This is a genomic window from Nocardia terpenica, from assembly GCF_013186535.1.
Classification (GTDB): domain Bacteria; phylum Actinomycetota; class Actinomycetes; order Mycobacteriales; family Mycobacteriaceae; genus Nocardia; species Nocardia terpenica.
In genome coordinates, this window is record NZ_JABMCZ010000003.1 from 2,065,098 (window position 1) to 2,090,356 (window position 25,259).

Annotated in this window: 24 protein-coding genes; 12 read left to right on the plus strand and 12 right to left on the minus strand. The window is 70.1% G+C overall.

Annotated elements, in window-relative coordinates; translation table 11 throughout:
• Positions 1-36: 36 nt before the first annotated feature.
• The 3 genes from HPY32_RS31135 to pcp are packed head-to-tail and all read left to right on the plus strand — an operon-like array spanning position 37 to position 2,308.
• Complete coding sequence (locus HPY32_RS31135; RefSeq protein WP_067578202.1) at positions 37-720, plus strand: DUF969 domain-containing protein; 684 nt, start codon at positions 37-39, stop codon at positions 718-720.
• Entirely contained in the window at positions 681-1,694 is a 1,014-nt protein-coding gene (locus HPY32_RS31140) for a DUF979 domain-containing protein (RefSeq protein ID WP_231951312.1), read from the plus strand. The genes HPY32_RS31135 and HPY32_RS31140 overlap by 40 nt, the downstream gene beginning before the upstream one ends.
• Positions 1,682-2,308, plus strand: a complete 627-nt coding sequence (gene pcp / locus HPY32_RS31145; protein WP_197696336.1) for a pyroglutamyl-peptidase I — start codon at positions 1,682-1,684, stop codon at positions 2,306-2,308. Before HPY32_RS31140 ends, pcp begins: the two co-directional genes overlap by 13 nt.
• Before the next feature lie 220 nt (positions 2,309-2,528).
• Here the strand turns inward: pcp and HPY32_RS31150 are convergent, their stop codons facing one another.
• The 3 genes from HPY32_RS31150 to HPY32_RS46305 all read right to left on the minus strand — a co-directional run bounded on the left by HPY32_RS31150 (position 2,529) and on the right by HPY32_RS46305 (position 5,168).
• Positions 2,529-2,984 carry a hypothetical protein gene (locus HPY32_RS31150; RefSeq protein ID WP_067578204.1) on the minus strand — a complete coding sequence of 152 codons (456 nt, stop codon included), beginning with the start codon at positions 2,982-2,984 and terminating at the stop codon, positions 2,529-2,531.
• 166 nt (positions 2,985-3,150) lie between these two features.
• Entirely contained in the window at positions 3,151-4,359 is a 1,209-nt protein-coding gene (locus tag HPY32_RS31155) for a kynureninase/PvdN C-terminal domain-containing protein (protein WP_067578205.1), read from the minus strand.
• On the minus strand, positions 4,356-5,168 hold the full coding sequence (locus tag HPY32_RS46305; protein ID WP_216676396.1) for a tryptophan 2,3-dioxygenase: 813 nt from the start codon (positions 5,166-5,168) through the stop codon (positions 4,356-4,358). The genes HPY32_RS31155 and HPY32_RS46305 overlap by 4 nt, the downstream gene beginning before the upstream one ends.
• Positions 5,169-5,648: 480 nt before the next feature.
• Here HPY32_RS46305 and HPY32_RS31165 point away from each other — a divergent pair, with 480 nt between their 5' ends.
• Positions 5,649-6,872, plus strand: a complete 1,224-nt coding sequence (locus tag HPY32_RS31165) for a family 1 glycosylhydrolase (protein ID WP_231951313.1) — start codon at positions 5,649-5,651, stop codon at positions 6,870-6,872.
• Here the strand turns inward: HPY32_RS31165 and HPY32_RS31170 are convergent.
• Together HPY32_RS31170 and HPY32_RS31175 are read right to left on the minus strand one after the other, a co-directional pair.
• Positions 6,818-8,176 carry a cytochrome P450 gene (locus tag HPY32_RS31170; protein WP_067578207.1) on the minus strand — a complete coding sequence of 453 codons (1,359 nt, stop codon included), beginning with the start codon at positions 8,174-8,176 and terminating at the stop codon, positions 6,818-6,820. The genes HPY32_RS31165 and HPY32_RS31170 overlap by 55 nt on opposite strands.
• A 238-nt stretch (positions 8,177-8,414) precedes the next feature.
• Positions 8,415-9,776: a family 1 glycosylhydrolase gene (locus tag HPY32_RS31175; protein ID WP_067578208.1), complete on the minus strand. Its 1,362-nt coding sequence runs from the start codon at positions 9,774-9,776 to the stop codon at positions 8,415-8,417.
• Positions 9,777-9,939: 163 nt separating this feature from the next.
• Between HPY32_RS31175 and HPY32_RS31180 the strand changes: the two genes are divergently transcribed.
• Both HPY32_RS31180 and HPY32_RS31185 read left to right on the plus strand, forming a co-directional pair.
• Positions 9,940-10,890, plus strand: coding sequence for an aldo/keto reductase (locus tag HPY32_RS31180; RefSeq protein WP_067578210.1), 951 nt, complete (start codon positions 9,940-9,942; stop codon positions 10,888-10,890).
• A gap of 181 nt (positions 10,891-11,071) precedes the next feature.
• On the plus strand, positions 11,072-12,250 hold the full coding sequence (locus tag HPY32_RS31185; protein WP_067584419.1) for a DegT/DnrJ/EryC1/StrS family aminotransferase: 1,179 nt from the start codon (positions 11,072-11,074) through the stop codon (positions 12,248-12,250).
• Positions 12,251-12,259: 9 nt separating this feature from the next.
• On the opposite strand, the gene HPY32_RS31190 is transcribed toward HPY32_RS31185, so the two are convergent.
• Positions 12,260-13,456 carry an FAD-dependent monooxygenase gene (locus HPY32_RS31190; protein WP_067578212.1) on the minus strand — a complete coding sequence of 399 codons (1,197 nt, stop codon included), beginning with the start codon at positions 13,454-13,456 and terminating at the stop codon, positions 12,260-12,262.
• A 131-nt stretch (positions 13,457-13,587) separates the two neighbouring features.
• On the opposite strand from HPY32_RS31190, the gene HPY32_RS31195 reads away from it, so the two are divergent.
• Positions 13,588-14,190, plus strand: coding sequence for a TetR/AcrR family transcriptional regulator (locus HPY32_RS31195; RefSeq protein WP_067578214.1), 603 nt, complete (start codon positions 13,588-13,590; stop codon positions 14,188-14,190).
• 8 nt (positions 14,191-14,198) lie between these two features.
• Here HPY32_RS31195 and HPY32_RS31200 read toward each other — a convergent pair whose 3' ends face one another.
• From HPY32_RS31200 to HPY32_RS31210, 3 genes are read right to left on the minus strand one after another with little or no spacing between them, the layout of a single operon-like run.
• On the minus strand, positions 14,199-14,918 hold the full coding sequence (locus HPY32_RS31200; protein WP_067578217.1) for a Mut7-C RNAse domain-containing protein: 720 nt from the start codon (positions 14,916-14,918) through the stop codon (positions 14,199-14,201).
• Between the two features lie 4 nt (positions 14,919-14,922).
• Positions 14,923-15,579 carry a response regulator transcription factor gene (locus HPY32_RS31205; RefSeq protein ID WP_082870581.1) on the minus strand — a complete coding sequence of 219 codons (657 nt, stop codon included), beginning with the start codon at positions 15,577-15,579 and terminating at the stop codon, positions 14,923-14,925.
• Positions 15,531-17,456 (minus strand): sensor histidine kinase, encoded by a 1,926-nt coding sequence (locus HPY32_RS31210; RefSeq protein WP_082870582.1) that lies wholly within the window; start codon positions 17,454-17,456, stop codon positions 15,531-15,533. The genes HPY32_RS31205 and HPY32_RS31210 overlap by 49 nt, the downstream gene beginning before the upstream one ends.
• A 200-nt stretch (positions 17,457-17,656) precedes the next feature.
• On the opposite strand from HPY32_RS31210, the gene HPY32_RS31215 reads away from it, so the two are divergent.
• The 3 genes from HPY32_RS31215 to HPY32_RS31225 all read left to right on the plus strand — a co-directional run bounded on the left by HPY32_RS31215 (position 17,657) and on the right by HPY32_RS31225 (position 20,481).
• Positions 17,657-18,340 carry a VC0807 family protein gene (locus HPY32_RS31215; protein WP_156673871.1) on the plus strand — a complete coding sequence of 228 codons (684 nt, stop codon included), beginning with the start codon at positions 17,657-17,659 and terminating at the stop codon, positions 18,338-18,340.
• A complete protein-coding gene (locus HPY32_RS31220) occupies positions 18,337-19,065 on the plus strand; it encodes an SDR family NAD(P)-dependent oxidoreductase (protein ID WP_067578221.1) in 729 nt (242 codons plus the stop codon). Before HPY32_RS31215 ends, HPY32_RS31220 begins: the two co-directional genes overlap by 4 nt.
• A 186-nt stretch (positions 19,066-19,251) precedes the next feature.
• The gene (locus HPY32_RS31225) at positions 19,252-20,481 is read left to right on the plus strand and encodes a cytochrome P450 family protein (RefSeq protein ID WP_067578223.1); all 1,230 of its coding nucleotides are present in this window, start codon (positions 19,252-19,254) and stop codon (positions 20,479-20,481) included.
• Here HPY32_RS31225 and HPY32_RS31230 read toward each other — a convergent pair.
• The 3 genes from HPY32_RS31230 to HPY32_RS31240 form a co-directional block, all read right to left on the minus strand.
• On the minus strand, positions 20,455-21,834 hold the full coding sequence (locus HPY32_RS31230; protein WP_082870583.1) for a S41 family peptidase: 1,380 nt from the start codon (positions 21,832-21,834) through the stop codon (positions 20,455-20,457). The genes HPY32_RS31225 and HPY32_RS31230 overlap by 27 nt on opposite strands.
• Positions 21,835-21,935: 101 nt before the next feature.
• Complete coding sequence (locus tag HPY32_RS31235) at positions 21,936-22,817, minus strand: phosphotransferase enzyme family protein (RefSeq protein WP_067578227.1); 882 nt, start codon at positions 22,815-22,817, stop codon at positions 21,936-21,938.
• Complete coding sequence (locus HPY32_RS31240) at positions 22,814-24,025, minus strand: helix-turn-helix domain-containing protein (protein WP_067578229.1); 1,212 nt, start codon at positions 24,023-24,025, stop codon at positions 22,814-22,816. Before HPY32_RS31240 ends, HPY32_RS31235 begins: the two co-directional genes overlap by 4 nt.
• 198 nt (positions 24,026-24,223) lie before the next feature.
• On the opposite strand from HPY32_RS31240, the gene HPY32_RS31245 reads away from it, so the two are divergent.
• Entirely contained in the window at positions 24,224-24,469 is a 246-nt protein-coding gene (locus HPY32_RS31245) for a hypothetical protein (RefSeq protein ID WP_067578231.1), read from the plus strand.
• Between the two features lie 40 nt (positions 24,470-24,509).
• A complete protein-coding gene (locus tag HPY32_RS31250; RefSeq protein WP_067578233.1) occupies positions 24,510-25,256 on the plus strand; it encodes a 3-hydroxybutyrate dehydrogenase in 747 nt (248 codons plus the stop codon).
• Positions 25,257-25,259 lie beyond the last annotated feature (3 nt).

Here is a 25,259-nt window from a genome sequence, read left to right on the forward strand (position 1 = left end):
TGCGCACGCTAGTCGTTTGTCGGTTTCGGAGAATACGTGCTCGTTCTATTGGGTGTGGCCCTGGTCGTCGCCGGGTTCGCGCTTCGGCTCAATCCCATGCTCGTCGTGCTGGTCTCGGGGGTGGTCACGGCGCTGCTCGGCGGCCTGACCCCGGCCGCGATTCTCGACAGCATCGGAAAAGGATTCGCGGACAGCCGCTCGGTCACGATCTGGGTGGTGACCCTGCCGGTCATCGGTCTGCTCGACCGGTTCGGCCTGCAGCAGCAGGCCGGGCGGCTGATCGGCAAACTCCGGGTGTTGACCACCGGGCGGTTGCTGTCGGGCTACATGCTGGCCCGGCAGGGCACCGCGGCCCTCGGGCTGACCGGGGTGTTCGGGCAGGCGCACACGGTGCGGCCGCTGATCGCCCCGATGGCGCGCGGCGCGGCCGAACGCCGGTTCGGTGAGCTGTCGGATCCGGCGCTCGAGCGGATCAAGGCGTTCTCCGCGGGCACGGACAATATCGGATTGTTCTTCGGCGAGGACATTTTCATCGCGGTGGGCAGCGTCCTGCTGATCACCGGGTACGTGAACACCACCTATCACCTGCAACTCGACCCCTTGCAGCTGGCGCGGTGGGCGATACCGACGGCGGTGTGCGCCTTCGTGATCCACACCGCGCGGCTGCTCTGGCTGGATCGGTGGCTGGCCCGCAGCGGCAGGGCGGCGGTCGCGCGATGATCAACGCCGAATGGCTGTACTGGTTCATGGGGTTCTTCTTCGTCGCCATCGCGGCCTTCGCGGTGCGGCAGGAGGACAATCCGCGCCGCGCCGGTGCGGGGGCGTTCTGGGCGCTGCTCGGACTGTGCTTCTGCTACTCCACATTCGTGACCCAGAAGTCCGCTCCCGCGTGGCCGCTCGGGCTCGCGGTGCTGGTGGTGGGTGCGCTGGGCGGGCTGGGGGCGCTCGGGAACTCCGCGATCGCCACCAATACGAGCGACGAACGCGAAGCCACCGCAACGACACTCGGTAATCGGCTGTTCGTTCCGGCGCTGTTGATCCCGCTGGTCGCGCTGGTGTTCGCGACGATGGTCGCCTCGGTGCAGGTCGGCGGGAAACCCTTGCTGGCCGAGGGGACTCCGGCGCTGACCGGGCTGGGCGCGGGGGTGCTCGTGGCGCTGGTCGTGGCCATGGCGCTGCTGCGCCCGGCCGGTCGGTCGGGGCCGGGAATCGCGCTGCGGGAGGGTTCTCGGATGGCGGTGTCCATCGGCTGGGCCCTGCTGCTGCCGCAGCTGATCGCCGTGCTCGGTCTGCTGTTCGACCAGGCCGGGGTGGGCAAGCAGATCGGCCGGATCTTCTCGGCCGTGCTGCCGCACGACTCGCTGATCGCCGCCGTGGTGCTGTACACGCTGGGCATGGTGGTGTTCACCGTGGTGCTGGGCAATGCGTTCGCCGCCTTCCCGGTGATGACCTCGGCCATCGGCTGGCCGGTGCTGGTCACCCAGTTCCACGGGCACGCACCGGTCATTCTGGCCGTCGGCATGCTGTGCGGCTTCTGCGGCACGTTGTGCACGCCGATGGCGGCCAACTTCAATATCGTGCCCGCCATCCTGCTGGAGACCAAGGACCGCTACGGACCGATCAAGGCGCAGGTGCCGACCGCGGCCGCGCTGCTCGCCTGCAATATCGCGGTCATCTACGTATGGGGATTCTGATGCGCACCGTGCTGATCACCGGATTCGAGCCATTCGACGGGGCGGCCAGCAACCCGTCCCGGGACGCCGCGGAACTGCTGGCCCGGCGACAACCGTTGGCGGACACCGTCTTCGCGGCCGCGCAGCTGCCGTGCGTCTTCGACACCTCGCTGAGCGTGCTGCGGGCGGCGATCGCCGAGCACCGGCCCGAGCTGGTGGTCTGCCTCGGCCTGGCGGGCGGGCGCACCGAGATCACGCCGGAGCGGGTGGCGATCAATCTGGACGACGCCCGCATCCCCGACAATGCGGGCGCGCAGCCCGTGGATCGCCCGGTGGTTCCCGGCGGCCCCGCCGCCTACCTCGCCGACCTCCCGCTCAAGGCGGCCGTTGCCGCCATGACCGCCGCCGGAGTCCCCGCCTCGGTGTCCTATACCGCGGGCACCTTCGTCTGCAACCACGTGTTCTACGGCCTGCTGCACCTCATCGCCACCGAAAACCCCACGCTCCGTGGCGGATTCGTGCATGTACCGCCGAACCTGCCGGTCGATCGGATCGCCGACGGCCTGACCGAACTGACCCGCACCTGCCTGGAGACCGAGACCGATCTGGCCGTCCCGGCGGGCACCCTGCACTGAATCTCCCACGTAACGAGCGATTTGCTCGTATACCGGCGTGGCGTCCGCCGCCAACCCCGATCCTGGTGTTCAGTGATCACGACTTTTCACCGGGATCCGTAGCGCTGTGCCGACAACGTGGAGGATGCATGCGTGTTGCCTCGCGGTTCCTCATCCCGATCCTGGCGATGGCGTGGGTCGCCCTGATGGCCATGCTGTCGCCGCGCGCCATGGCCGAATCTCACACCGTCAGTTCCGCTTTGCCCGGGATGCACCACTTGTCGGAGTCGATCTCGATGGTGACGTGGCCGAAGCCCGGGTCGAAGTAGACCCCGGTGGGAGCGGCGGGGCCGTCGAAGCCGGACAGGTCGTAGCGCTTCGAGCCGGAGGCGCCGGTGTCCTGATTGGTCCACTTCACGGTGCCGGAGATCAGGCACTGGGGGCTGATGCCGACGAAATGGCTCTTCAGGAGGACCTGGACGGAGCCGGGGGTTTGGCCGGGGTAGACGGCGGCGGTGGATTCCAGGTATCCGGCGCAGGTCACCTCGGACCCGCCGACCTTGGTGCCGATGGTGAAGGTGGGGGAGAACGCGGCCGTTGCCGTGGGGTCGGCGGCGGCAGTACCCGCGCCGAGGGCGAAGACGACGCCGGTGACCGCGGCGGCGGCGAGGACGGACCTGGTGACTAGCGTTCGCATGACGAGCCTTCCTGGAGGGGGCCAACTAGTGATCCCGGCGGGGCCAACTAGTGATCCCGGCGTGCTTTTGGCCGGGATCTTGCGGAGGATTCCGGCCAAAAGCACGCCGGAATCACGTGACAGTTCTAGATGAGTTTCTTCCAGCTAGAAGACTCCGTTACAGGAACTACCTGCCCTCGCTTTCATGGGCAAGCACGTCACCCAGCGCCCCCATCGCCGACTCCAGCTGAGCGTCCGACAGATACGGCGCGGGACCGAAGCGCAGATATTCCCCCCGGCTGTCGGTGATCACCCCCCGCTCGGCCAGGCCGCGGGACAGGGCCGCGGCGTGCGGGGAGCGCAGCGAGAGGAATCCGGCGAATGCCGTGCGGGGTGCGCTGCGGTCGCGGTCGACGAGTTCGGCGGGGGCGTCCAGCGTGTCGAACAGTCGGGTCAGTAATTCATTCTGGTGTAACGAGATTCGTCGCAATACCGCGGCGGTCAGGCCGTGGTCGGCGAAGAAGTCGAAGACCCGGGCGGCGCGGTAGTGGCTGGTCGGATCGTAGGTCGCACCGGCGAAACGGGTTCCGCCGGGCGCGTAGCTCACGCGCGGGCGGCCACCCTCGTCGGCCAGCTCCTCGAATTCGGCGAACCAGCCGGTGATCACCGGGCGGTACTCCAGCGCGTGCGGTGGCACCCGCAGGAAGCAATTGCCCTCGCCCAGTTGCAGATACTTGTAGCCGCCGCCGACCACCCACGCCGAGTCCAGGCCCGCGCCGGGGACGGAGAACGGTATCGCGCCCAGCGCATGATAGGCGTCCACCAGCAGTTCGACGCCGCGCCGCGCGCACGCCGCGGCCAATTCGCCCAGGCCGGGCACGATTCGGGCGCTCTCGAACAGCACCGCCGAGACCAGCACCGCCCCGGTGCGGTCGTCGACCGCCGCGGCGAGCCGCTCGGCGAGGGTGTCGACCGGATCGGGCGCCAGCCGCACCACCTCGATGCCCGCCTCCGCCAGTCGCGCCAATTGCCTGCGGACACTGTGGAATTCGCCGCTCGTGGTGACCAGCCGCGGCCGGGCGCGCAGGTCCACCGCGGACAGGAAGCGGACGACGAGCTCGTGGGTATTGGCGCCGAAGGCCGTCTCGGCGGCGGGATCGTCGAGCAGCAGCCGGAAACCGGCGCGCACCGCGTCGGCCTTGGCGAAGGCCAGATCCCACTTGCGATCCACCGCCGCGGCCGCATCGTCGAACGCGTCGATCTGGCCCAGCAGCGCCACATCCGGCCACGCCTGATGCGAATGACCGGTCAGCAGCAGCCGTTCCGCGACCCGGAAGCGAGAGTAGTGCGGGGCCAGGGCATTCGGACTGCGCCGCACATCGTCGAGGGTGATCACAGCTGGCTCCGCACCGCCCACAGATCCGGGAACACCGGATGAAACAGCGTGCCGCGCAGGTACTCCGCGCCCGACGACCCGCCGGTGCCGGACTTGTCGCCGATGGTGCGGCGCACCATCATGACGTGCCGGTAGCGCCACTCCTGCAGGCCCTCGTCCAGATCCACCAGCCGCTCGGCCACCTGCGCCGGGCCGCCATCGTCGGTGTAGACGGCCAGCAGGATCTTCTGCAACTCCGGGGAGGGCGCGGCGGGTGTGCGCACATCGCGCTCCAGCCACTGCGCGGGCACCGGGTAACCCTGCGCGGCCAGGTACCGCAGGAACGAGTCGTACAGCGAGGGCCGGGCCATGGCCGCCGAGATGCGCTCACGGCCGGGATCGCCCTGCGGATAGTGCGCGAACGCGGCCTCGTCGCGCCGCCCGAGCACCGCCTCCAGCTCGCGGAACTGCGCGGACTGGAAACCGCTCGACGCGTCCAGCCGCGTCCGGAAGCTGGTGAACTGCCGCGGTGTCATGGTCTCCAGCACGTCGATCTGCGCCACCACCACCTTGAGGATCGACAGCAGCCGCTTGAGCGTGTGCAGCGCGTGCGGGGTGTTCCCCTCCGCCAGTTTCCGCTGCGCGTGCCCCAATTCGTGCAGCAACTGCTTGAACCACAGCTCGTACACCTGGTGGATCACGATGAACAACATCTCGTCGTGCTCGTCCGACCGCGGCCGCTGCGCACCCAACACCTCGTCCAGCGCCAGATACGACCCGTAGGTCAGCGCCGCCGACTCGTCCACCACATCTTTCCCGATATCAGCCACCCGAAGGATCTTGCTCGTTTCGTCCGTTTCGCGCGCGGGATTAACCGATAAGCCGGGCTACACGCGCGGTAATCAACTCACCCTTGTTCCCGGTCAAGATCGTGACGAGGATCGGTGGTGTCGGGTTGCTTTCCGATGGTGCGGTTCAGGGCCTTCGGCAGCGAGTCCCCGGCAGGGCGTGCCGCTCGTATCCGCAGGGGGGATCCGGGCATGTTCCGGCTTCGCGCGCGTGGGATGGGCGCGAAGCCGGAACAGCATGGCGCACCCTCCGATCGCGGGATCTGCCATCACGCGATCTACGTGCCTGGAAAGCGTGCCGAAGAGGTGTTCGGCGCCGCGGCGGGTACGGATGGGTGACAGTCCGCGCCGATCTGGTTTCGGGGCGGTTCGCGGTGGTATCCAGGAAGAGTGGCTATGGACGCTGCTTCCCCTGAGTCCCCTGACACTCCTACGGCCGCAGCGTCCGAGCCACCCACGTCGGTGACTCCGTTCGCGCCCGGATTCCTGTGGGGCGTGGCCACCTCGGGGTTCCAATCCGAGGGGCACGCGCCCGACAGCAACTGGATTCGCTACATCAAGCAGTCGGGCTACGAGGCCTACGGCGACTCCATCGACTTCTACGACCGGTATGCCTCCGATATCGCGCTCGCTCGGGCGATGGGGCTGAACGTGTTTCGGATCAGCATCGAGTGGGCGCGGGTGCAGCCGAAGGCCGGGGAGTGGGACGAGGCCGGGTTCGCCTTCTACGACTCGCTGATCGACGCGATCATCGCGGCGGGAATGCGGCCCATGCTCACCCTCGATCACTGGGTGTATCCGGGGTGGAAGGCCGATCAGGGCGGCTGGAACGACGCGGGCATGGTGGCGGACTGGCTGACCAACGCGCACAAGGTCGTCGACCGGTACGCGCCGCGAAAACCGTTGTGGGTGACCGTCAACGAGCCCGTCGCCTACATCGTGCACGAGGAGCAGCAGACCGGTATCACCGGCCCGGTCATCGAGCCGCTGATCGCCGCGGTGCACAACGGCGTCTACGACTACATCCACCAGGTGCAGCCGGATGCGTTGGTCACCAGCAACATCGGCTACGTCGCGGGCAGCGAGACACAGGTCAACGGGCCGATGGTCGACCGCATCAAGGACAAGCTCGACTACATCGGCGTCGACTACTACTACGGCGCGGACGATCCCGACGCGCCGCCGCCCGGCAACCGCCAGATCTGGGAGCTGCCACTGCAACCCGAGGGCGTCTACTACGCCCTGCGGCACTACGCCCGGCAGTTCCCCGGCAAGCCGCTGTATGTGGTGGAGAACGGCATGCCCACCGACAACGGGCAGCCGCGCCCCGACGGCTACGACCGCGCCGGCTACCTGCGCGATGTCGTGTACTGGTTGCAGCGCGCCCGCATGGACGGCATGAACATCATCGGCTACAACTACTGGAGCCTCACCGACAATTACGAATGGGGTTCCTACACACCGCGTTTCGGTCTGCACACGGTGAACGTGGACAGCGATCCCGCGCTCACCCGCATCCCCACCGATGCCGTCGACGCCTACCGCGCCATCGTCGCGGCCGGGGGAGTCGCGCCCGACTATCTGCCGACCCGGCCGCCCGTGGCCCGCTCGTACGTCGACCCGCCGAGCAGCTACGAGGAGCCGGTCACCCTGCCGACGGTCAGCCGCAGGCCCGCCGGGAAGTAGGTGAGCCCGGCGGTCTTGGTGATCGTGTTCCCGGGCTGCCGACGGACGCGCCAGCGGCGGAGGATGGTCGCGATCGTGACGATGGCCTCGACGACGGCGAACGAGTCGCCGATGCATTTGCGCGGGCCCGCGCCGAACGGGAGGGCGGCCAGGCGCAGGGGCTGGGTGACGCGGTCGGCGGCCCAGCGGTCGGGATCGAAGGTGTCGGGGTCCTCGATCAGTGTCGGGTCGTGGCCGGTGAGGTACGGGCTGAGCATGACCGAGGCGCCGCGGGGGACGAGGTGGCCGCCGAGCGAGACGTCCTCGGTCGCGCGCCGGGTGATCAGCCAGATCGGGGGGCTGTGCCGCAGCGATTCGTCGATCACCTGCGTGGTGTAGGTCAGCCGCGGCAGGTCGGCGGCCGTCACCGGGCGTTCGCCGAGGACCTCGTGGAGCTCGGCGAGCAGCCGGGCGGCCACCTCGGGATGGTCGTCGAGCAGCAGGAAGATCCACGACAGCGCGGTGGCGGCGGTCTCCGATCCGGCCAGCAGGATGGTCATGACCTGATCGTGGATGCGGTCGTCGGCCATGCTCGCGCCGCTGGATTCGTCGCGCGCGGTGAGCATCATGCTGAGCAGGTCGGGCTTGGTGGTCTCGCTGCGGTGATAGTCGGCGATGACCGCGTCGATCCGCGGGTGCAGGCGGGCCACCAGGTCGGCGAATTCCCTGTTGTGCGGCAACGGAAGTCGGTTCAGCAACGGCAGCGGGTTCATGGCCCGCCGATACGACAGGTCCAGGATCCGGGGCAGCCGCAGCTGGATCTCGGCGGCCAGCTCGTCGCCCACCTTGGCCGAGATCATGGCCCGGGTGACGACGCCGAGCGTGATCGCGGTCAGCGCCGCCCGCGCGTCCAGCACGTCGCCGTCGCGCCAGGTGGCCGTGTGCTCGACGACCTGCTCGCGCATGAGCTCGACATAGTCGGCCAGGCGGTCGCGGTGGAACGCGGGCTGCATGAGCAACCGGTCCGCGCGATGTGTCTCGCCGTCGGAGCTGAGCAGCCCGGACCCGAAGACGCTGCGGAAATGCTCCACCGCCACGCCCTTGTCGAACGACCGGTACTTGGAGACGAACAGCTCGGTGCTCACCGCGGTCGAGGTGACCACGTACACCTGCTGCGGCCCGAGCTTGATCCGGACCACGTCGCCGTAGGGCCGCAGCGATTCGAACAGCGCCAGCGGATCGCGCCGCATCCGGAGCGCGTGCCCCAGCCCGGGGATGCCGCCGGGCGCGAGATGGGTTTCGTGAGTCGTTGCGGGAAAGGACATTTCGGATGCTCCCCGGATTCGCGGTCGGCGTCGATTATCCTGCCGCCGAGTCCTCGGTGTGCGGGAATCGGGGAGACCGATGATTGGCAAGCCCTCGAGATTGACTGCTCCCGCGACGCCCGGATGTGCGGTTGACTGTAGCGTGCGTTGGGGGTCGCACTCTTTCCATGCAAACGCAGCTCTCCCATTGCCCCGAAGAGGTGCGTTTGCTTGAAAAGAGTGCGGGCGATGCTGCGGCTCAGGGATTTCCGGCGCGGTCGGGCAGGACGACCGGATCCGAGCAACTGGACGGTGGGTCGATTCGCGAGCAGGGCGCGGGCCTGCGGGTGGGGAGGTAGCCGGGCGGCACGCCGCCGGTGGCGGTGACGGCGCGGTAGGCGTCGGCCGCGGGCGTCGGGAACCGGATCAGGAACGGGTCGACGTCGACGAAGACGGTGTAGAGGCCGAAACGCGGTGTGTAGGAACCCCATTCATAGTTGTCGGTGAGACTCCAGTAGTTGTAGCCGATGACGTTGTAGCCGTCCATGCGGGCGCGTTGCAGCCAGTAGGCGGTGTCGCGGAGGTAGTCGGCGCGATCGTAGCCGTCGGGGCGGCCGAAACCGTTGTCGGTGGACAGGCCGTTCTCCACCACGAACAGCGGCAGCGTCGGGAACCTCTGCGCGTAGTGCCGCAGCGCGTAGTACACGCCCTCGGCGGCCAGCGGCAGCTCCCACAGCTGGGCGATATCGGTGCCCGCGGCGGAGCGGGCCACGGGCCTGGGGGCGTCGGTGGTGGCGTCGAAGTAGTAGTCGACGCCGACGAAGCTGACCTTGTCGGCGATGCGGTCGATGATGCGATCGTTGATACCCGTCGTGTCGCCGGAGATGTAGCCGATATTGCTGGTGACCAGGGCGTCGGGCTGCCGCTGCCGAATGTAGTCGTAGCTCGAGCGGTGCGCCTGGACGAAGCGGTCGACGATCTCGTTGAAACCGGCGTCGAAGTCGCCACCGGCCACGTGCGCCTCGGTGAGCTCGTGCACGGCGTAGGCCACCGGCTCATTGATGGTGACCCACAACGGATTCCGGTCGGCGTACCGGTCGACCACCCGGCGCATGTTCGCGAGCCAGGAGTCCACCATGCCCGGGTTGCGCCAGCCGCCCGCGTCGAGCGCCCAGCCGGGATAGACCCAATGGTCGAGGGTGAGCATCGGGCGCATGCCCTTGCCGACGATCTCGTCGATGACCCGGTCGTAGAACCGGAACGCGTCCTCGTCCCACCGGTCCGGCGCGGGTTGCAGCCGGGCCCACTCGATGCTGATCCGATACACCTTCACCCCGAGCCGGTGCGCCAGCTCGATGTCCTCGGCGTAGCGGTCGTAGAAGTCGACGGAGTCGCGGTAGGGCTCGTATCCGGACCGCGCGATGTAGCGGGTCCAGTTGCTGTCCGGCGCGTGCCCCTCGGTCTGGAAGCCGGAGGACGCCACGCCCCACAGGAAGTCCGCGGGTAGCGGAGCGACCGTGTCCGGTGCCGAATTCGCTTGTGCGGGACCGGCTCCCAGTGCCAGCGCCACCGCCGTCATTGCCGCCACCGCCATTGCGCACAGCCGAGCACCCGGGTGCATGGAACTCCCTTTCCCTCCGGCCGAAACCGGCTCCCGCCATCGCTAGTGCCTTCGTAGTGGCGGCGGGCCCGGATGGGTCCGCGGAGTGTCGCGCGGAATGGCGGCCGACGCGCCTTTGTTAGGATTGCTAAAGGTTCATCATCACGAGATCCGGGGAGGCACGATGGTTCTGCGCTCACTAGGTACTTCGGAGATTCAGGTATCGCCATTGGCGTTCGGCGGCAACGTCTTCGGCTGGACGGCCGACGAGAGCACCTCGTTCGCGCTGCTCGACGCGCTGGTCGAGATGGGTATCAACTTCATCGACACCGCCGACGTCTACTCGGCCTGGGTGCCCGGCAACTCCGGCGGCGAGTCGGAGACGGTGCTGGGCAAGTGGCTGGCCAAGTCGGGCAAGCGCGATCGGGTCGTCATCGCGACCAAGGTCGGGCAGCTGCCCGCGCGGCCGGGACTGTCGCGGGACAATATTCTGCACGCCGCCGAGGAATCGTTGCGGCGCTTGCAGACCGACTACGTCGACGTCTACTTCTCGCACCGCGACCTGGCCGACTCCGCCGCGCTCGACGAGACCCTCGGCGCGTATCAGACGCTCATCGAGCAGGGCAAGGTCCGGGCGATCGGCGCGTCCAACTACACCGGGGCGCGGCTGCGCGAGGCGGCGCAGGTCGGCCGCGACGCCGGGCTGCCGCTGTACCAGGTGATCCAGCCCGAATACAACCTCTACGACCGCGAGGGCTACGAGCGCGATCTGGAACCGGTGGTGAGCGAGCTGAAGCTGGGCGTGGTCACCTACTACGCGCTCGCGAGCGGATTCCTGTCCGGCAAGTACCGCACCGAGGCCGACCTGGGCAAGAGCGCCCGCGGCCAGACGATCAAGGCGCGCTACCTCAACCCGCGCGGCCTGGCGATCCTGTCCGCCCTGGACGAGGTGTCCGCCACGCACGGGGTCACCCCGGCGACGGTCGCGCTGGCCTGGCAGATCGCCCGGCCCAGCATCACCGCGCCGATCGCCAGCGCCACCTCGCTCGACCAGCTGCGGGCCCTGGGCGCGGCGCTCGACCTGAAGCTCGACGCGGCCGACATCGCCCGGCTCGACGAGGCCAGCGCCTACTGATTGCCGGTCGGGTGCTTCGGGCACGGGCGCGACGCTCCGGAAAGGCCCGACCGGATGGTATTCGTACCGGGGAAAGCGCCGTAGCCGGGACGTATCCCGTTTTACGGCAACCGATTACAGCGGGTCGGTTGCCGGGGTATCGTGTTTGCTACGGGTGAATTCCGTGGACGGAGGCGCCGCGGTGGGTGGGTACCAGGGGTCGGTTCCGTGGAGCCGGCCGTCGCTCGGTGAGGACGAGATCGCTTCGGCCGTAGCGGTTCTGCGGTCGGGGTGGACGGCGTCCGGCCCGAAGACGGCCGAATTCGAGGACGCTTTCCGGGAATTGGCGGGCGCGCCCTACGCGCTGGCGGTCGAGTCCGCCACCGCCGGGCTGCACCTGGTGCTCGCCGCGCTGGGCGTCGGTCCGGGCGACGAGGTCATCACCCCGTCGTTCACCTGGCCCGCGACCGCGAACGTGGCGGAATTGCTCGGCGCTCGCGCGGTATTCGCCGACGTGCTGCCCGGCACCCTGCTGCTCGACCCCGCCGAGGTGCGGCGGCTGGTCACCGACCGGACCAAGGCGGTGTTCGTCGTGCACTACGCGGGCGCGCCCGCCGACCTGGCCCGGCTGCGGACGATCACCGCCGAGCACGGCATCACCCTGGTGCACGACGCCGCGCACGCCCTCGGCACCTGGTACGGCGACGAATTCGTCGGCGCCGGAACCGATCCGGCGGTGTTCTCCTTCCACCCGGTCAAGAACATCACCACCGCCGAGGGTGGCATGGTCACCCTCGGCGACGGCGCCCTGGCCGAGCGCATCCGCCTGCTGCGCTATCACGGGCTCGCCCAGAGTTCGTGGACGCGGCACCGCGGCGCGGGCGGCTCCCGCTACGAGGTGCTGTGTCCCGGCTGGAAATACGTCATGTCCGACCTGAACGCGGCGATCGGCCTGGTCCAGCTCGGCAAGCTGGACACCTTCAACGCCCGCCGCACGGCCCTGGCGCACCGCTACTCCCGTCTGCTGGCCGACCTCACCCCCATCCACCTCCCCGAGGTCCCGCCCTACCCGCACCGCCATGCCTGGCACCTCTACGCCATCCGCCTCGACCTCGCCGCCCTGGCCATCGACCGCGACGAATTCGCCACCGCCCTGGCCGATTCCGGCATCGGCGCGGGCATCCACTTCACCCCCGTCCACATGCACCGCTACTACCGCGAACGCGAGCCGCACCCGCGTCGGCTCCCGGTCACCGAGGCCGCGGGGCGGACGGAACTGTCGCTGCCGCTGTACCCGGATATGACCGAGGCGCAACAGGATCGGGTGGTCGCGGCGGTCCGGACGGTGGCGCAACGGCATTCGTCATTCCGGGTGCGGTGATCGGCGCGGTTATCGGTTCGCTCGCTGGACGGAACGCCGGATCAGGCCGCGGATCACCGGGAGCTGAATCGCTTGCAGCATAATCTCGTTCATGCGGACCTGCGCCTTGGTGACGGGGACGAAGCGGTGTGCGCCCTTGCGGGCCGAGGCTTGTCGCCTGCGGACCTCGGGGCGCAGGGCCGACTCCCACCGGGCCAGGGCGATCGGGATGTCGGGGGTCTGCGCCAGCGCCATGCCGAGCCGGTCCGCGCCCGCGACCGCCAGGCCCACGCCGTGGCCCGCGAACGGCGTGACGCACCAGGCCGCGTCGCCGAGCAGGACGATGCGACCCCTGCTCCAGCGGTCCAGCCGCACCTGGCTGAGTTCGTCGAAATAGACCGCGCCCGGGTCGGATTCGATGCGGCGCAGCACCTGCGGGACGCCGCCGTGCAGGTCGCCGAAGGCCGCGGTGAGGGTGGCGGCCGGACCGGCCGCCACCGCGGTGGCCGGGTCGTCGGTGTGCTGGACGAAGAAGGCCGAGGACCGGTTCGGGCCCATATTGACGACCGCGGCCGTGCGGCCGGGGCCGATGAAATTGGTGGCCGCGTTCTCCGGGACACCGGGCGGGGCCTCGGTGAGCGGCAGGGCGGCCATGACGTAGTTCAGCCGGACCAGGCTCTCGGCCGCGGGGTCGGCGACCAGCTTCCTGATTCCGGAGTGCAGGCCGTCCGCGCCGACGAGCAGATCCGCCTGTTCGCTGCTTCCGTCCGAGAACGTCACCCGCACGCCGCCGGCGTGTTCGTCCGCCGTCCGCACGGTGGTGCCGAAGCGAATCGGCACCCGGTCCGCGATCGCCTCGTACAGCGCGGTCTCCAGGTCGCCGCGGAAGACCGTCAGCGCGCGGTCGCCGAGCCCGGCCTGCGCGATCGCGGGCGGAACGGTGAGCTTCTCCCGCCCGTCGGCGTGCACCAGGATCGTCGTGAAGAACCCGATATCGCGCGGCCGTAGCGCCGCAACGAGGCCGAAGCGGGCGATCGCGTCGTACGCCGCGCCGACCAGATTCACCACGTAACCGCCGGACCGGCGGGTGGGGGAACGCTCCACCACGAGCACCTCCCACCCGTCGCGATGCAGCCGCAGCGCCGCCGCCAGACCGGCGATGCCCGCGCCCGCGATCACCGCGCGCCGCGTCCGCCCGAGCGCCCCGGCGCCCTCCGAATCCGCCACTTGTTCTCCTCATGACTCACATGGGTATGAGCGTGTGCTCAAATAGAGTATGAGCACAGGCTCATACTGGGGTCAAGGAGTATGACGGCTACTGGACGGTCCGATTCGGGTCGGGCGCTTAGACTGTGGGCGTGCCCCGAGGTGTTGCCATCCCAGAGATCAGGCAGCAGCTCTTCGCGGCCGCGGAACGCGTGATTCTCCGGGACGGTCCGTCCAAGCTCGGTGGTCGTGCCGTGACCGGGGAGGCTGGTGTCGCCACCGGGCTGCTCTATGCGCACTTCTCCGACCTCGACGGATTTCTCACCAGCTTCGCCGTGGACCGGGCCTTCGTCATCTCGGCGGAGGTGGCCACGTTGCCGGAGCGCGCCGGGCGCGGCGATATCGTCGCCACCGTGTGCGAGGCGGTGCTCGCGACGCCGCTGGTGACCGTGATGGCGGTGACGCGGCTGCTGGTCGCCCGGCCGGAGCTCAACGGCCGGGTCCGGGAGGTGCTCGGGGCCCGCACCGGCGGGCTGGAGGCGATCGAGAGCGCCGCGGCGGCCTACCTGGCCGCCGAGCAGCGACTGGGCCGGATCGCCGCAACCGCTGCGCCGGAACCTCTTTCGCACGCCCTGGTCGGCTCCGTGCACTACACCGTCCTGCGCGCGGATTCCGAATCCCTTGCCCGCGAACGCATCCGGCAGGTGGTGGCCGCCGTGCTCGCCGGTTTCGTGACCACCGCCGCCCGCCGGTAACCCGGCCGTCAGGCCCCGAACTTCGCCAGCGCCCGGGAAACGATGGCGTCGAGGTTGGCGTGATGGGCGCCCCGCCAGTAGGTGCGGCCGCAGTCGGTGCAGCGGGTGACGTTGTCGTGGGCCGGTTCGGTTGCGGCGGGCACGAATTCGCGCACGGTCTCCGGATCGGCGGCCACCAGCACGCCGTTGCAGGCCGTGCAGCGGGTCCACGGGGCGAGCGGGGGCGCGAAGCGGGACAGCACATCGTCGAGTTGCTCGGCGGTGCGGTGGCTGTAGATGTATGCGCCCGCGAAGATTTCGCGGCGGCGCAGCAGGCCCCGGTCGCGGGAGAGCAGCACCCGCTGTTCGGCGGCCGAGCGGGCGGCCAGGGCGGCGTCGCCGATATCGGGATTCTCGTAGGCGGTGTCGACGCCGAGCAGCCGCAGCCGCCGCGCCAGGGTGCCGAGGTGGATGTCGGCCAGGAAGCGCGGGGTCCGGCCCAGCCGCTGCGGGCGCGGCACCGGGCGCACGGTCACCACGTCACCGGAAACCGGTTGGTACGACGGCGAGACGGGCCGATCGCCGACCAAGAGCTCCCCCACCTCGGTCAGCGGCACACCCAGCGATTCGACCACGTGCCCCAGCGTCGACACGCCATCGACGCGAGCGGCCCCCGCATTCCCGTTGCGACCGGCGACGAACACCCGTAACTCCGGCGCGACGTCGACCGCGATCTCCCCGATGCTCACCAGGTCAGCATGACAGCCGCCCGTGCAGATAGGCCAGGACCGCCAGCACCCGGCGGTTGGTGTCATCGGACTGGGACAGGCCGAGCTTGCCGAAGATGCTCGCGATGTGCTTGCCCACCGCGCCCTCGCTGACGAACAGCCGGGCGGCGATGGCGGCATTGGAGCAGCCCTCGGCCATGTGCGCCAACACCTCTCGCTCGCGCGGCGACAGCGCGGCGAGCGGTTCGTCGCGGGCCCGGCTGGCCAGTAGCTTGGCGATGACCTCCGGATCCATCGCGGTGCCGCCGGCGGCGACGCGGCGGATGGCGTCGACGAACTGCTCGGCGTTGAACACCCGGTCCTTGAGCAGATAGCCGACCGCGCCGGTGCCGTCGGCGAGCAGTTCGCGGGCGTAGAGCTGTTCCACGTGCTGGGACAGCACCAGCACCGGGAGGCCGGGTTTCGCGCGGCGGGCCCGCAGCGCCGCCTGCAATCCCTCGTCGGTGCAGGTCGGCGGCAGCCGCACGTCCACGATCGCGATATCGAGGTCCTGCTCGAGCAGCGCCTGCTGTAGTTCGGGTCCGGTCGCGACCGCGGCCACCACCTGGAAACCGTGCGCGGACAGCAGATGCGTCATGCCGTCTCGGAGGAGGAAGAGGTCCTCCGCGAGGACAACGCGCACGGCAGCTCCATCGTCACCATCGTCGGTCCGCCCACCGGACTGTCGACCACAACCCTACCGTCGAAGCTGCTCAGCCTGCGTTCGACACCGTGCAGGCCGCTGCCCCGGCGCGGATCGGCCCCGCCGATTCCGTCGTCGCGCACGGTGATCCGCAGCGTCGCGTCGTGCCGATGGATGCCGATCTCGATGTGCCGCGCCTGCGCGTGGCGGATCGCGTTGGTCAGGACCTCGGTGACGGCGAAGTAGAGCGCCGACTCCGCCGGGGTGTCGACGGGGCCCGGGAGGTCGGCGTCCACCCGCACCGGCACGGGGCTGTCCAGGGCGAGGGCGCGGACGGCGTCGATCAGGCCGCGCTCGGCCAGCACCGGCGGGTGGATGCCGCGCACCAGGGCGCGCAGCTCCGCGAGCGCGCTCACCGACGCCTGACGGGCCTGCGCCACAAGCGCTTTCGCGGCCCGGGGATCGCGATCGATGAGTTCCTCGACGGCGCCCAGCGTCATGCCCATGGCCACCAGCCGGGCCTGTGCGCCGTCGTGCAGGTCGCGTTCGATGCGGCGCAGCTCGGCGGCGAGGGTTTCGGTGGCGGCGGTACGGGTTTCGGTGAGCCGCTCGACGCGGGCTGTGAGCCGCTCGCGATCGGCCAGCAGGCGCGCGCGGGCGGTCGGGGCCAGCAGCACCGACAGCCAGCGGCCGTGCAGTTCCAGCAGCCTCGGCGCGGCGGCCAGCCCGGTGGCGGTGCAGGCGAGACCGGCGATCAGCGCCGCGGCGGTCGAACCGAACAGCTCGCCGTACCACGGCGAAAGGGTCGCGCCGAGGGGCTGTTCCAGCACCGGCAGCACCAGTCCCCAGCAGCCGTACCCGATCAGCGCGGCGGGCAGCAGCAGGACCGGGGCGGCCAGCGGCTGGCAGATCAGCCACAGCAGGTCGCGCCCCGAGGACGGGTCGTACCACAGGGCGCGGGCCTGCCCGGCGAACGTGCCCCACCACGCGGAGGACGAGCGCGACCGGGCCGGATCGTGCCCGAGCCGGGGCGTGGACAGGTACGGGATGGTGATCTCGCGACCGGACCAGTCGAAGGCCAACCGCCGGAACAGATTCGGCAGCCAGCGCGCCTTGGCCAGCACCCAGCTGGTGACGACGGGCCCGGTGCACACCACCGCCACCAGCAGGGTCGCCAGCTGCGGCAGCGCCAGCAGCGACAGCCCGGCCAGCATGACGCAGCGCACCCCCGACAGCACGCCCGCACCGAGCCGACGCCGCCAGACCACGCCGCGCCCGACGGCCGTCGGCGAGGCCGGTGCCAGCAGCAGCCGCGTCCACCGCCCGTGCAGCCGAAGCAATCCCGGCGCGCCGAACCAGCCCGCGGCCAGGCAGGCCACCCCGGCGATCGCGCCGAAGACGCCGTGCCACAGCGACAGTGCGGCGATACCGGCGCAGAGCAGGGCGGCCGGGGCGATCGCGAGCGCGCCGCCCACGAACGGGTCGGTGAGCGACCACAGCAGATCGCGCCAGGTGGCCGGGTCCGTCCACACCCAGCGCGACATGCGGCCGAAGGCGGCCGAGCGCGCCGACGGGAACACCGCGCCGTCCGGGGTGCGGTAGAGGCCGTCGGCGTCGAGGACCGGCGGGGGCGGCGCGGGGCGGTAGGGCGCGGCGATCGGGATGCCGGACCACGCGCCCGACAGCCGCCGCGCCAGCGCGGTCAGCGGCCGGGCGCGGACGGCGACGGGCGGGTACAGGAAGACCAGCCCGACACAGGTTCCGGCGATCGCCACCGCGGAGATCGCGAAGACCAGCAGTTCCACCGGGCCCAGCGTGAACCGGATCAGACCGCGCCCGACCGCCCGGGCATGGTCGTAGATCCGTCGCACCCGCACCGCGCCTCCTTTCGGGTCCAGTCTCGCCTACCGGGTGCGGGGTGTGCAGTACCCCTGGGCGCCGGTCCGGGGGTGGGCCTAGCACTACCCGATCGGGGGGACAGACGGATGTCGACGGCGGGCCGGGGTTCGTAGTTTCGGGAGGACAGGTTGCGAGGTCCCGGCCAAAAGCACGCCGGGACCATGGGATGGGAGACACCGTGAACACCTCGATACCCGTGCCCGAGACGCGGGGGCACGCGTCCCCGCCGGACCCCCGGCGGGCCGTGCTGGCCAATATTCTGATCAATGTCGTTGCGCCCGTCGCGCTTTACTACGGGCTGCGGGCGGCGGGGTTCGATCAGTGGCTGGCGCTGTTCCTCGGCATCGTTCCCCCGGCCGTGCGGGCGATCTGGTCGGTGGTCACCCTGCGGCGCGTGGACATGCTGGGGGTGCTCACGCTGAGCATTCTGGCGCTGGTCGTCGGGGTGTCGTTTCTGACCGGCAGCCCGCGGTTCATGCTGGCCAAGGACGGCGGGATCACCGCCATCGTGGGCCTGGGGTTCTGCGCGACGCTGCTGCGCACGCCCGCCTACTTCCAGCTGTCGCGCGCCATGACGAGGGGGGGAGATCCACGAGCGGATCGAGACCGGCTGGCTGCGATCCCCGACCTTCCGGCGGTCCATGCGCATCGCGACCGCGATCTGGGGGATCGGATTGGTGCTCGATGCCGTCGTGCGGGTGGTGTTCGCGTATACGCTGCCAGTGGATACGGTTCCGTTGCTCAACGGGCTGCAGTACATCGTGGTGATCGTGGTGCTGGAGGCGGGCAGCCTTGCGGCCGTGCGCAATTCGCGCGTGCGCGCCCGGATCGCCGCCGAGATCGGACAGGAGTGAACCCATGAGCGAAGTAGTACTGGTCACCGGCGCGGCGAGCGGTATCGGCGCCGCGGTGGCGCGCCGATTCGCCGCCGGCGGTGCGCATGTGGTGGTCGCCGACATCGCCGAGGAGGCGGGGCAGGCGGTCGCGGCGGAGATCGGTGGGCTGTTCGTGCGCACCGATGTCGGCAGCGAACGGGACAATCTGGCGGCCGTCGACGCGGCGGTGACGACCTTCGGCGCGCTGAACATCGTGCACCTCAATGCCGGAATCGGCGGCGGGGGAGACGAACTCGATCTGGAGTGGTATCGGCGGATCGTGGCGGTCAATCTCGACGGTCCGGTGCTCGGCATCCGGGCGGCGCTGCCCGCGCTGCGGGCGGCCGGTGGCGGGGCGATCGTGGTGACCGCGAGTCTCGCCGGGGTGACACCGTTTTCGCTCGATCCGATCTATTCCGCCACCAAACACGCGGTCGTCGCGCTGGTCCGCTCGCTCGCGCCGAAGTATCGCGAGTCGGGCGTGACGATCAATGCGCTGTGCCCCGGCGTCGTCGACACCCCGATCCTGCCCGAGGAGGCGAAGGAATACGTGCGCGAGTCGGGGCTCGCCCTCGCCTCCCCGGCGTACGTCGCGGCGGCCGTGGAGCGGATGGTGCGGGAGGGCGAAACGGGGCAGGCGTGGGAGGTGCAGGCGGGAAAGGAGCCCTCCCCCATCGAATTCCCGCGGTTCGAGCTGACTCGTACCAACTGATCCCGGCCAAAAGCGCGCCGGGACCTCGAGGGGAGACCGCGCCGGGACCTCGAGGGGAGACCGCGCCGGGACCTTGAGGGGAGATCGCGCCGGGACCTCGAGGGGAGACCGCGCCGGGACCCATGCGGGCGGGACGCGGGTAGCGTGAATGTTGTCAGTGACAGCACTGAGGTAACGAGGACGGATATGGTCGAGACCGAGGCCGTGCAACGAATCGAGAAGGTGGGCGACGACTTTCACGCCGACCCACACCGCTATTACGACCGGTGGCGCGAGAGCGGCCCCGTGCACCACGTGCAGTTCCCCGGCGGGGCCCCGTGCTGGGTGGTGATCGGATACGCGGAAGGCCGGGCGGCCCTTGCCGATCCGCGGCTGCGCAAGAACTACAACGAGGTCTACGAGTTGTTCCGCCGCAAGATCCCGGGGGGAATCGGCAACGAGGATACACAGGTGCTGGCCGCGCACATGCTCAACTCCGATCCGCCGGATCACACCCGGTTGCGGAAGCTGGTCAGCAAGGAGTTCACGACGCGGCGGGTGGCGGCCATGCGGTCGCGCATCGAGGAGATCACCGCGGCGCTGCTCGACGACGTCGCCGCCCACGAGGAGACGGATCTGTTGCAGCGCTTCGCGATACCGCTGCCGGTCACCGTGATCTGCGAGCTGCTCGGGGTGCCGTTCGAGGACCGCGCCTCCTTCCAGGCGTGGACCAAGGTGGTGCTCGGCGGGACCACCGGCACCGTCGAGGACCGCAATGCCGCCTCGCTCGCGATGTCGAACTACCTACAGGAACTGGTGGAGGCCAAGCGGGTTCGGCCCGGCGAGGATCTGCTGTCGGGGCTGGTGCAGACCAGCGAGGACGGCGACCGGCTCAGCCATGCCGAACTGGTGTCGATGGCGTTCCTGCTGCTGGTCGCGGGCCACGAGACCACGGTCAACCTGATCGGCAACGGGGTGTATCACCTGCTGCGCCACCGGGATCAGTTCCGCGCGCTGCGCGACGATCCGGACGGCGTCCCGGCCGCGGTGGAGGAATTCCTGCGCTACGACGGCCCGGTCGGCTGGTCCACCGTCCGCTACACCGCCGAACCGGCGCGGATCGGCGAGGTGGATATTCCGGCGGACGAGATCGTCTATATCTCGCTGGGCGCGGCGAACCGGGACCGGGCGCGGTTCCGGAACGCGGATCGGCTCGATGTGACGGCGAATGCCAACGGGCACTTGGCCTTCGGGCACGGCATCCACTTCTGCGTCGGCGCGCCGCTGGCGCGGCTGGAGGCCGACGTGGCGTTCCGGTCGCTGCTGGCGCGATTCCCGAACCTGGATCTGGCCGACCGGGCGTTCACGCCGGAATACCAGGTCGGGATGCTGATTCGCGGCCTGACCGAGCTACCGGTGCGGCCGAACGGGCTCTGAGTCGCTCAGCCACCGCACCGCGCGATCGAAGGCGCTGTCGCGGTGGCTGCCGATCTCCTCGTCGGTGAAGACGGGTTCCGGGATCTGTGGTGGGATTCCGGGCCCGTCGAACGTGCGGCCGTCGGCGGTGCGGAACAGCTCGTTGGGCAGGCCGAACATCCAGGTGTCGTGGTGTGCGCCGGGGAATTTACGTTCCAGCACATCGGAGAACACGCCCTGGGTGGATGCGCCGATGCGGATGGTGGGCGCCGGGCGCTCGATCATGGCCTGGGTGAAGGTTTCTCCGGCGCTGACGGTGCTGCCGCCGGTCAGGATGGCGACGGGTCCGGCGAAAACCGGTGCGGCGGGCCGGATCTGCTGCGGCTGCGGCTCGGTGGTGCGGGTCTGCTTGGCGTAGGCGAAGTACGGGGCGTCGGTGAGCCGGGCGGCCAGTTGCAGGCCCAGGCTGTCGGAGCCGCCGCCGTTGACGCGCAGGTCCAGAATCAGCCCGCGCAGCCGGGCCTTTCGGTCCGGGGTGAAGATGTCGTTCAGGGCGCGATCGAGTTCCGCGCTGTTGTCGGCGAAGGTGTCGGAGTCGCTGAAGCCGGAGAACCCGGACAATCGCAGGTAGCCGTAGTCGGGATGGCCGGGCAGGTCGGCATAGGAGATGCGGCCCCGGCCGTAGTCGGTGAGCGCGACGCCGCCGAAGTCGCTCTGCCGGATATAGGACTTGATCGTGGCGTCGTACTCCGGGGTGGGCGCCACGGTGCCGGGCCGGGCGGTGGCGAATCGGCCGATGCCCGGGGCGATCACGGCGACATGGGCGTCCTGGAGCGGGGCGATCATATCGCTCAGGGTGGCGAACAGCTCCCTGTCGTTGCCGGTGTGTTCGGCGGTCAGGGCGCGCTCGCGGTAGCGGTCGCGGACCCGATTCCAGTCGATGCCCTTCGCGTCGAAGAAGGGGTAGTTCTCTCGGAAGGTCTGCCAGAAGACGTCGAAGCCGCTCGGCTCGCCCGGATCGGTGCATCGGGGCGGCAGGGCGGTCAGGCGGCGCAGGGTGCGATGGCCCGGGGACCCGTCGACCCGGAGGGTCGCGCGGTCGGGAGTGGTTGTGCGGGTGAGGGTGTAGATATCGTCCGGCAGGTTGTAGCGGTCCGGGCCCGCCGGGGTTCCGGCATCGGCCTTCAGGCAGCTGAGGTCGGTCGTCTGATAGGTCTGCAACCCGTCGCCGCGCACCTCGAGGATGGTGGCGTAGTCCTGGACCTCCCAGAACTCGGTCGGCGGCTCCGTCGCCGCCGCCGCTCCCGCGCCGATCGTCATCGCCGTCGCGGTCAGTGCCATGCTCGCGCGAATTCTCCTGGGCCACCGGGTCATCGCTCCAGGATCGCCGACCGCTCGCCCGCGCCGCCATCGAGCCTCCCGGCCGATCGACGGTGGTGCTGGCCGCACCCGATGGCGTCCCCCGGGGCGGCGACTCACGCGGCGTGCCAGCGCGCATCGGAGGACTGCGGGTTGCGCAGGGTGTCGAGCCGGTGCCGGAGCTCGGCGGTGGCGGCCAGGTCGCCCTGGGCGGCGCGGCGGATATACGAGGTGAGCGTGTGCAGGTCGCGCATGGCGCGCAGGGTGGGGAAGGCCGGGGACGCACGGACGTCGTAGCCGTAGGCCAGGCCGAACTCGCGCAGGTCTATCTCGGTGTGGCCGAAGCGGATTCCCTGATAGATATTGACCAGATCGAGTTCGCGGGGCGCGATGCTCGCCTCGTCCCAGTCGGCCAGCAGCACGCCGCCCTCGGACCACAGCAGGTTGCCCCGGTAGGCGTCGCCGTGCACCAGGCCCACGCCCAGCACGGAATCCAGCCGACCATACTGCGCGACAAGGACATTCATCCGCCGCGCCAGCCATTCCCGTTCGGCCGGGCACAGCACCTCGGGCGCGGAGTCGAGGACCTGGGACAGACCGGCCAGCGGCACGTAGGCGGGCAGCGCGAACGGCGGTGCGGGCAGCGCGTGCAACTGCCGCAGCAGGCGGCCCAGCTCGCGGGCGGGCGGTCGGGCGCTGTCCGGTTGCGGGTAGTAGTGCCAGAACGTGACGGTCGCACCGTCGACGTCCACCGCGTCGTCGAACAGCGGCTCGGTCACCGGCAGGCCGCGATCCCCGAGCCAGCGCGCGATCATCGGCGCTCGTTCCGGGCGCAGGCCCCGGTGCTCGGACTGGCTGATCCGCACCACCACGCCCGCGCTCTCCAGCAGGTAGACGACGGTCGAATGCACGTGCAGCAGCTGGGCATCGGCGTAGGGCAGACCGGCCCGGCGGCACGCGGACGCCAGGATCGACCGATGCGGGCGGCCCGGCATCATGGCGCGGGTGGTTCGGCAGTGCGGAAGGCGGCGATCTCGTCGCGCAGCGCCCGCGCCGCGGCACTGCGCGTATCGAGATGTTCACCCACCTGGCGCATGCTCGCGGCCACCGGATGGATGCGCTGCTCCGCGGGCAGATCCAGCACCGGGCGCAGGATCTCACCGGCCTCCTCGACCGCGTGGCGGCCGATGCGGGCCATGGCCACATCGACCCGCGCCAATGCCTCGTCGCCGTAACTGCGTTCGTCGCTCGGGCCCGAGGCGTAGGCCGCGATGGCCTGCCCGGCCCAGCGCTCGGCGTCCGCGTGCGCGCCCATCAGCCGGAACGTGGTCCCGGCGTAGTAGGCCGCCTTGGTGGCCGGAAATCGCAGCACCCCACCGAATCCCGTGACCTCGTCGACGGCGGCGGGGCGCTCGGCCTCGCGCTCGGCCCGCGTGATGGCGGCCCGGGCGTCGGCGAACCGGCCCAGCCGCGCCGCGCAGCGCGCCTCCAGGGCCGCCAGCCGCACGCTCTGCTCGCCCGCGGGGGCGGTCACCGCGCCCTGGCGCGCGAAATCCAATGCGCGAGCGGGGTTTCCGCTCCATTCGGCGATGAGGGCCTTGGTGCCCGCCACCCAGGCCAGCAGCGGCAGGTGCTCGGCCCGGCGCGCCAGCCGCTCGGCCGCCAGCGCGTGCTGCATGGCCGCGATGGAACCGCCCAGATTTCCGGACAGCTGGGCCAGCAGCGCCACCGCCACCCCGCCCAGGAACATCAGGTCCCGGGCTCGCGCGGGGGTGGGGCCGCAGCGCAGCGACTGCCACACCTGATCGCGCAGCAGCATCAGGTCCGTGAACAGCGGCTGCGGTGGGGCGTGGACGTAACAGATTGCGATGCGGGCGATCTCGTAGTGGACACCGTCGATCGAGAGCTGCCCGGCGCGGTCGTCGCTCGCCCAGTCGGCGAAGGCGAGCGACTCGGTCGCCGCGGCGGTGATCCCGTCCGGTGCGCTCGCGTCGCACTCGGTGGCCAGGCGCACCAGCGCGCCGCCGGCGTCGAGCTCGGCGTCGAGCTCGTGGACCAGGCGCAATGCCGGTTTGCGGACCCCATTTTCGATGCGCGATAGCGCACCGACGTCGTAGCGGATACTGCGGGCCAGGCCGCGCAGGGTGCGGTTACGTTGTAGGCGAAGCCGTCTCAGCTCGCCTCCGAAGGCATGCCAATCGTTCATTTCGCTAACTTCTGTGTCGCAGTGGATTTTTCGACCAGCGTTGCGACCCCCTGGCAACTACTGGCAACACGGCAACGCTATCGCACTTTCCTGAACTGCAAGCACAATTGCACGCACATTCGGCGTTGCGATTCGGCGTGTCATGCTGAATGTCCGGCCTGTCGCAGTAGACGTGGTGGAGGGGACCGTGTTGGTGCGATGAGCGCGGCGACCGCCTCGGACGGCTACGAGCGACTTCGGAGCAAGGATCTCATGAACGACGTGACGAAAATGCGGCGGAAGCGGCGGAGCTTCACGAAGATATCGGCCTATTGCGCGGGCGCCAACCAGGGGCGGCGCGCCGCGCGGCGGGCCCGCTGGGCGCAGCACTGCGCGACCGTGCCGATCCAGGTCGGCCCCGCGCCGTCGGACGGCGCGGGATCGGAGGTACCACTATCGGCGTAGCCGATCCGCAGTGATACTCGTTCCGGGAGGTGGTCGCGAAATGACCGATCTGACAGGACGTTCCGCCCTGGTCACCGGCGGCGCGAGCGGAATCGGCGCGGCCTGCGCGCGCGAGCTCGCGGCGCGGGGAGCCGCGGTGACCGTCGCCGATATCGACGGGCCGGGCGCGAAGGCGCTGGCGGGCGAGATCGGCGGCACCGCGTGGGCCGTCGATCTGCTCGATGTCGCGGCGCTGGAGGATGTGCGGCTCGAGGTGGACATCCTGGTCAACAATGCGGGCGTGCAGACCGTCAGCCCGATCGAGGACTTTCCGCCCGCGCGGTTTCGGGCCATGCTCGCGCTGATGGTGGAGGCGCCCTTCCTGCTGGTGCGGGCGGCGCTGCCGCACATGTACCGGCGGGGATTCGGCCGGATCGTGAATATCTCGTCGGTGCACGGGATCCGGGCCTCCGAATACAAGGTGGCCTATGTGACGGCCAAGCACGCGCTGGAGGGGCTGTCCAAGGTGACGGCGCTGGAGGGCGGGCCGCACGGGGTCACCAGCAACTGCGTCAATCCTGGTTATGTGCGAACACCACTGGTGGACAAGCAGATCGCCGACCAGGCCCGGGCGCACGGGATTGCGGAGCGGGAGGTGATCGAGCGGGTGCTGCTCACCGACAGCGTCGTGAAACGCCTCGTGGAACCGGAAGAGGTTGCGGCACTGGTGGGTTGGCTGGTGTCCGACCATGCGGGCATGGTGACCGGGGCGTCGTATCCGATGGACGGCGGCTGGAGCGCGCGCTGATCC